The sequence below is a fragment of the Luteibacter sp. P4_D7_3 genome (assembly GCF_056401735.1).
The window spans coordinates 1-6433 of sequence record NZ_JBFUIT010000240.1 but is presented as its reverse complement, the minus strand read 5'-3'; the positions used below and the strand labels follow the sequence as shown (position 1 = coordinate 6433).

The 6433-nt window shown below is 66.0% G+C and carries 8 protein-coding genes; 5 read left to right on the top strand and 3 right to left on the bottom strand.

Translation table 11 applies throughout. The features are described from left to right. The 3 genes from AC1DSN_RS16835 to AC1DSN_RS16825 all read left to right on the top strand — a co-directional run. A partial coding sequence (locus tag AC1DSN_RS16835) for a multidrug resistance efflux transporter family protein (protein WP_477331785.1) occupies positions 1-512 on the top strand: 512 nt, incomplete at its 5' end. A gap of 54 nt (positions 513-566) precedes the next feature. Then, positions 567-1022, top strand: a complete 456-nt coding sequence (locus AC1DSN_RS16830; protein WP_477296681.1) for a hypothetical protein — start codon at positions 567-569, stop codon at positions 1020-1022. Between the two features lie 101 nt (positions 1023-1123). Then, a complete protein-coding gene (locus AC1DSN_RS16825; protein ID WP_477331783.1) occupies positions 1124-2383 on the top strand; it encodes an MFS transporter in 1260 nt (419 codons plus the stop codon). On the opposite strand, the gene AC1DSN_RS16820 is transcribed toward AC1DSN_RS16825, so the two are convergent. Genes AC1DSN_RS16820 through AC1DSN_RS16810 form a run of 3 tightly spaced genes read right to left on the bottom strand, consistent with a single transcriptional unit; the run spans position 2358 to position 4723 of the window. Next, positions 2358-3248, bottom strand: a complete 891-nt coding sequence (locus AC1DSN_RS16820; protein ID WP_213948006.1) for a LysR family transcriptional regulator — start codon at positions 3246-3248, stop codon at positions 2358-2360. The genes AC1DSN_RS16825 and AC1DSN_RS16820 overlap by 26 nt on opposite strands. A 4-nt stretch (positions 3249-3252) precedes the next feature. Beyond that, positions 3253-4119 (bottom strand): acyl-CoA thioesterase II, encoded by an 867-nt coding sequence (tesB, locus tag AC1DSN_RS16815; protein ID WP_063572567.1) that lies wholly within the window; start codon positions 4117-4119, stop codon positions 3253-3255. A 49-nt stretch (positions 4120-4168) separates the two neighbouring features. Then, the gene (locus AC1DSN_RS16810; RefSeq protein ID WP_477296847.1) at positions 4169-4723 is read right to left on the bottom strand and encodes an N-acetylmuramoyl-L-alanine amidase; all 555 of its coding nucleotides are present in this window, start codon (positions 4721-4723) and stop codon (positions 4169-4171) included. Positions 4724-4768: 45 nt separating this feature from the next. On the opposite strand from AC1DSN_RS16810, the gene AC1DSN_RS16805 reads away from it, so the two are divergent. Together AC1DSN_RS16805 and AC1DSN_RS16800 are read left to right on the top strand one after the other, a co-directional pair. After that, positions 4769-5287, top strand: coding sequence for an alpha/beta fold hydrolase (locus AC1DSN_RS16805; RefSeq protein WP_477331780.1), 519 nt, complete (start codon positions 4769-4771; stop codon positions 5285-5287). Further along, positions 5284-6433 (top strand): THUMP domain-containing protein (locus AC1DSN_RS16800; protein ID WP_477331778.1); only part of this gene is annotated, 1150 nt, incomplete at its 3' end. The genes AC1DSN_RS16805 and AC1DSN_RS16800, both read left to right, overlap by 4 nt.

Genomic DNA, 6433 nt, shown 5'->3' with positions numbered 1-6433 from the left:
GGCTTGCGGTGGGCGCCGTGGTTTTTGCCGCGTTCGCTTATCCGCTTGGCAACCGGATGATCCTGCTGCATCTGGAACGCACGGGAACGAAGCTTSGCGCGGTGCAGCGTGTGTTCGGGATGACGTTGGCGAGTTGGCCGTTGTGGTTGCTGCTCGCCGTCGTCACGTGGCTCACCATTGGGCCGCCGTCGCTCCGTGAAGCATTGCTCGCCGGTGGTGTGGCGGTGTCATCGGGCGTAATCGCCACTGTGTTGTTCTTCCATGCGACCGAGATGGTCGGGCGGCAGCCGACTGCGCTCGCCGGTGTTGAGGCCATGCAGGCGGCGGAGTTGTTGTTTGCGACGGTGATCGGTGTGATCTTCCTGCGCGAGGCCGTTCCCGGACCGATCGCAGCCCTCGGCGCCGTCGCCATCATCGTCGGCATCGCCTTGTTCGCCTGGGTCAGTGGGCGGGAAGACGGCAAGGAAGGTGGCGCCGACGCGGAGAGGATCGGTGCCGATCGTGGCGCTTGACGCTGTCGCTACGCGCCAGGCGTAGGCTGCAAGGCGACTCCAGGAGACAACGCCATGAAATCGCTCACGCTCGCCCTGTTGCTCGGCCTTCCTCTGATGGCATCGGGGCAGACGCCGCCGGGCTCCCACCGCCAGGCCGCGCCGACGCCCGAACCGATGAAACGCTTCGCCTGGCGGGACGAGGCGGCGGGCTATACGTTCGTCGCGCCGCCGCGCTGGGCGGGCAAGGTGAAGGCCGTGCCGCTGGATTCCAAGGCGTTGGCGACGTCGGGTGCGACCAGCGGGGTACGCTTCGTCGCCGGCTCGAGGACCTTGCTGGTGTTGCTGTCCTCGGACGATGAGCGAGCTCACGCCATGGCAAGTTCGGGAGCGCGCGAGCTGTCGCGGCACGACGGGCATGTGGTGTCGCTGAAGACCGAGGCAGATTCGGGAGAACTGGCCCTGACCGGGGAAGAGTTGGCTTCGGCGATCCAGTGGGATGGCGATGCGCCGGGGACGTCGGTTCGGTGACACGGTAAGGACCAGCATTCGGCGCCATTGAGACGTTCCAGCTATGGAATCGGTGCCTGCACTATCTCGATCCGACTCAATTCAGGGTTTAGCCTTGTCTCATGGCACATTCCCTGGAGGTTCCTGTGGACGGCTCATCGTCCGTCGCGCCGGCGGTTGTCGTGGATCGGCGCATTCGTCATGGCACGCCCGCATTCCGGCGTACCAACCTGGCGCTGTTCTCGTCGGGTTTCGCGACATTTGGCTTGCTCTACTGCGTGCAGCCCTTGCTGCCGGCGTTCTCGCGCGCGTTCTCGCTCGATGCGGCATCGAGCAGTCTTTCGCTGTCGCTGACCACGGGCGTGCTCGCCGTGTCGATGCTGTTCGCCGGCGCGATCTCGGACGTCTTCGGACGCAAACCGATCATGCTGGCTTCGCTGCTCGGCTCATCGCTGCTCGTGCTGCTCAGTGCGATGGCGCCGACCTGGGGCACCTTCCTCGTGCTGAGGGCGCTCCTGGGCATCACGCTCGCGGGTTTGCCCGCTGTGGCGATGACCTACGTGAGTGAAGAGATCCACGGCGACTCGCTGGGTTTCGCCATGGGCCTGTACATCGGCGGTAACGCCATCGGCGGCATGGGCGGCCGGTTGATCTCCGGCTTCGCGGCGGATCACGCCTCATGGCGCGTGGCCGTGGCGATCATCGGAGCGATGGGGTTGATCGCCGCCGTACTGGTTGCCCGCGGTCTTCCTGCTTCAGCGCATTTCGAAAAGCGTCGCTCGCATCCACGCGCGCTACTTGCCTCGTTCGGTTCGCTATGGCGCGACAAGGGACTGCCTTGGCTGTTCGCCGAAGGCTTCCTGCTAATGGGAGCCTTCGTCACCATCTACAACTACGTCGCGTATCGCCTGCTGGCGCCGCCGTTCTCGCTTTCGCAATCGCATGTCGGCGCCGTGTTCATGGTCTACGTCGTCGGCGTGGCGAGTTCAGCGTGGATGGGCAAGGTCGCTGACAGACTCGGACGTCCGCGCGTGCTCTGGACGACCTTCGTGATCATGCTGGCCGGTGTGGCATTGACCGCGAGCTCGTCACTGTGGGCTATCGTGGCGGGCATCGCGATGATGACCTTCGGTTTCTTCGGCGGTCATTCGATTGCAAGCGGCTGGGTCGGCAAGCGCGCGACGTTCGCACGCGCGCATGCCTCGTCGTTCTACCTGTTTTCGTATTACATGGGTTCGAGCATCGCCGGCTCGATCGGCGGCCTGGCCTGGACTTACGCAGGTTGGAACGGCGTGGCGACGTATGTCGCGGTGCTCGTCCTCGCTGGCCTCGCAATCGCTCTGAAGCTGCGCAGGCTCACGCCTTCAGCATCAACTGCATGAAGGCCTTCACCAGCGGCGACGAATCGCTTTGGCGGTGCACGAGATAGAGAGCACTGGCCGCATCCGGCGAATCGATGGGTACGTAGGCAACACCTTCGACATGCACCTGACTCATCGACGCCGGAAGTACGGCGACGCCGAGCCCGGCAGCAACCAGACCGACCATCGTGGCCGATTCACCGGCTTCCTGCGCAACGCGAGGCGAGAAACCCGCGCGACGACACATCGCCTGTACCTGCGCGGCAACGCCCGTCCCGGCGTTTCGACTGAACACCACGAACGGCTCCGCGGCGAGTTGCTCCACACGCACGCGTGGCTTGCGGCCCTTTGCCAGCGGATGGTCTACACGCAGCACGGCAACGAGCGGATCCTCGACCAGCTTGCGTGCCGTCAGCGACGGCGGTAGGTCGGTGCCGCGAATCAGCCCCACCTGCTGACTGCCGTCGAGCAGCCGCTCGATCTGCTGCAGCGTGTTGTGTTCCTTCAGCACCAACCGCACGGCCGGGTAGGCTTCGCGAAAAGCGCGAACGGCCCGCGGAAACCGCGCAATCAACGGCGTGCTCTGCGTGAACCCGACATGCAGTTCGCCAATCTCACCACGTTCCGCGCGGCGAGCGAGGTCGCCGGCTTCGCCGACACGAGAAAGGATGTCCCGCGCAGCATCGAGGTAAACGCGTCCCGCGTCGGTCAGCTCCACGCGCCGATTGGTCCGCCGCAGCAACCTCAAGCCGAGCATGCCTTCGAGGTCGCGAATCTGCTGACTCAACGGCGGCTGGGAAATACCCAGCCGTTCGGCGGCACGACTGAAATGCAGTTCATCGGCGACGGCGATGAAGTAACGCAGATGCCGTAGCTCGATGCTCACCTGATCAGTCGGGACGAACGCGGATCAGGCCTTCCTGCGCCGTCGAGGCGACGAGACGGCCGTCACGTGTATAGATCATGCCGCGTGCGAGTCCGCGCGCCCCCTGCGAGGTCGGGCTGTCGAACGAGTACAGCAGCCACTCGTCGATGCGGAACGGCCGGTGGAACCACAGGGCGTGATCCAGGCTGGCCATCTGCATGTTGCGGGTGAGATAGGAGATGCCGTGGGGCAGGGTGGCCGTGCCGATCAGGTGGAAATCGGAGGCATAGGCGAGCAGGGCCTGGTGCAGAGCCAGGGTGTCTTCGATCGGCGCGGTGAGCCGGAACCAGATGTGCTGGTAAGGCGGACGCTTGGCCGGACGCAGTTCGTCGCGTGGCCACACATGGCGAAACTCGAACGGGCCGTTGATGCCGAGCCAGCGCTGGGTCTTCTCCGGCAGCTTGGCGACCTGCTCCGCGTTCATCGCATGCATCGGCTCGATGTCTTCGGGGGCCGGCACTTCCGGCATCGTCATCTGGTGCTCGTAACCGGTCTCCGGCTCCTGGAACGAGATGGAGCCGTTGAGAATCGGCTGGCCGTGCTGGATGGCGACCACGCGGCGCGAGGAGAACGCGCCGCCGTCGCGCGTGCGCTCCACGTTGTAGACGATCGGTGCGTTGATGTCGCCGGCGCGCAGGAAATAGGCGTGCAGCGAGTGTGCTTCACGCTTGGGATCCACGGTGCGTTGTGCCGCCGACAGGGCCTGGCCGAGCACCTGGCCGCCGAAGACGAAGCGTGTGCCGATGTCCCGACTCTGGCCGCGGAAGAGGTTGTCTTCCAGGCGTTCGAGTTCGAGGAGTTCGACGAGTTCGCCGACGTGAGCGTCCGACATGGGTTTCCTTTCTGACCGTGGAGCGAATGAGCGCCGAGTATAGCGGGCGTCAGCCGTCGAGCCGGCCCAGGCGACCGGCGTCGTAGGCACGAACCCAGGGAAACTGCGGACCGGGATCGCGCTTGCGTGGGACCTCGTTCTCGGGATCGTCGCTGGACGGGACCATGGCGGTGTCCAGGTCTTCGTGGCCGGCGATGTGCCGGAGCGAAGGAAAGCGTTCGACCAGGTGGTCGAGCAGAGCGCGCAGGGCGGTGATCTGCGCCTCCGGGTACGGCTCGGTCATGGTCTGCTTCGCCGAATGGAACCAGTCCGGGTAACGCCCGGTGTTGACCAGTTCGATGCCGATGGAGCGCGGGTTGTAGCCGCGGGTGTGATGGGCGACGCGCAGGGGGTCCACGTAGCAGAGCACCGTGCCGTCCCGGTCGACGTAGTAATGACCGCTATTGCCGGCCCCGGTGTCGTATAGCACCTTCTCGCCGTACTCCCGGGCCATGGCCAGGTCGGGCAGCTCGGTGCAGTGTATGACCACGAGGTCGATGGTGTCCGCGGCCCGTTCGGGCAGGCGGGCGACATAGGGCAGGGGGGTGTCGAGAATGTCGATCATGGCGCTTTGATAACATAGCCGGTCATTCCGCGTCCGGAGACCGCCATGCGCGGCCACATCATTCTTTCCCACGGCTCCGATTCGGGCCCCGACGCCACCAAGGTGAGCGTCCTGGCGGCCCTGGCCGAGTCGCAGGGCTGGACCACGGTCCGCCCGGATTACCGGGAGGACGACGCCAGCGGCCATGCCGGCAGCATCGATCCGCGCCTGGCCCGGCTGACCGGGGCCATCGCGGCCTCGCCGACACCGCCGGTCCTGGTCGGCTCGAGCATGGGCGCCTTCGTCTCCGGGCTGGCCTCGCTGGACGCTCCCGTGGCGGGCATCTTCCTGCTGGCCCTGCCGACGAAGATCCCGGGCTATCCGAGGGAGTTCGCCCTGAGGGCCRCTGTACCGACCTTCCTCGTCCATGGCTATGCCGACGACGTCTGCCCCCTGGGCGAGGCACTGGCTTTCGCCCGTGACCACGCCATTCCCGCCCTGCTCGTGCAGGACGACCACCGCCTAGGCGCCACCTTGCCCGACATCGAAGCCGAGTTCCTTCGCTTCCTGGGGAACCTTGCATGACCAAAACCAAGTTCTTTGCCACCTGCCCGAAAGGCCTCGAGTACCTGCTCAAGGACGAACTGATCGCCATCGGCGCCGGTGACGTTCGCGAGGCACTCGCCGGTGTCGCCTTCACCGGTTCGATCGAGACCGCTTACCGCGCCTGCCTCTGGTCGCGCATGGCCAGCCGGATCCTCTTGCCGCTGTCGGAGTTCGACGCCGCCGATCCGGATCAGCTCTATGCAGGCATCCAGGACATCGACTGGTCCGAGCACCTGGCGCCGCACGGCACACTTGCCGTGGACGCCAATACGGCGATGAGCAAGCTCACCCACAGCCAGTTCATCGCGCTGAAGACCAAGGACGCGATCGTCGACCAGTACCGGGCCGCGACCGGTTCGCGCCCGGATGTCGATCCGGAAGAGCCGGACCTTCGCATCAACGTCCGCGTGCGGCGTGACCGCGCCACGCTGTCGATCGATCTCTCTGGCCTGCCGTTGCACCGCCGTAACTGGCGCGAGGAGCAGGGCGAGGCACCGCTGAAGGAAAACCTCGCCGCGGCGATGCTGGTGCGCGCGCAGTGGCCTCGCATCTATGCCGAAGGCGGCGCGCTGGTCGACCCCATGTGCGGTTCGGGCACCCTTCTGATCGAAGGCGCGCTGATGGCCGCCGACGTGGCGCCCGGCCTGAAGCGCGACTACTACGGCTTCCTTGGCTGGGCCAAGCACGATTATTCCCTGTGGCGCTCGATCTACGACGAGGCCAGGGCCCGCGCCGACGAAGGCTTGCGCAACCTGCGTCCGGTATTCTTCGGCAGCGACTCCGATCCGCACATGGTGCAGACCACCAAGCGCAATGCGCAGAACGCAGGCGTGGCCGGCTTCTTCCACCTGGACCGCCGCGACGCCGTCCACGTCGAACCGCCGCCGGAGACGCCGCTTGGCCTCGTCATCACGAACCCCCCTTATGGCGAGCGTCTGGGTGACCGCGCCGAACTGCCGGCCCTCTATCGCGACCTCGGCCAGGCCCTGAAGGACCGCTTCGCGGGGTGGCGCGCCGCCGTGCTGGCAGGCGACGAGGAACTGGGCCGTGCCCTGCGCCTCAGCCCGGACAAGCGCTACGTGCTGTTCAACGGCGCTCTCGAGACACCGCTGCTCACCTTCGCCC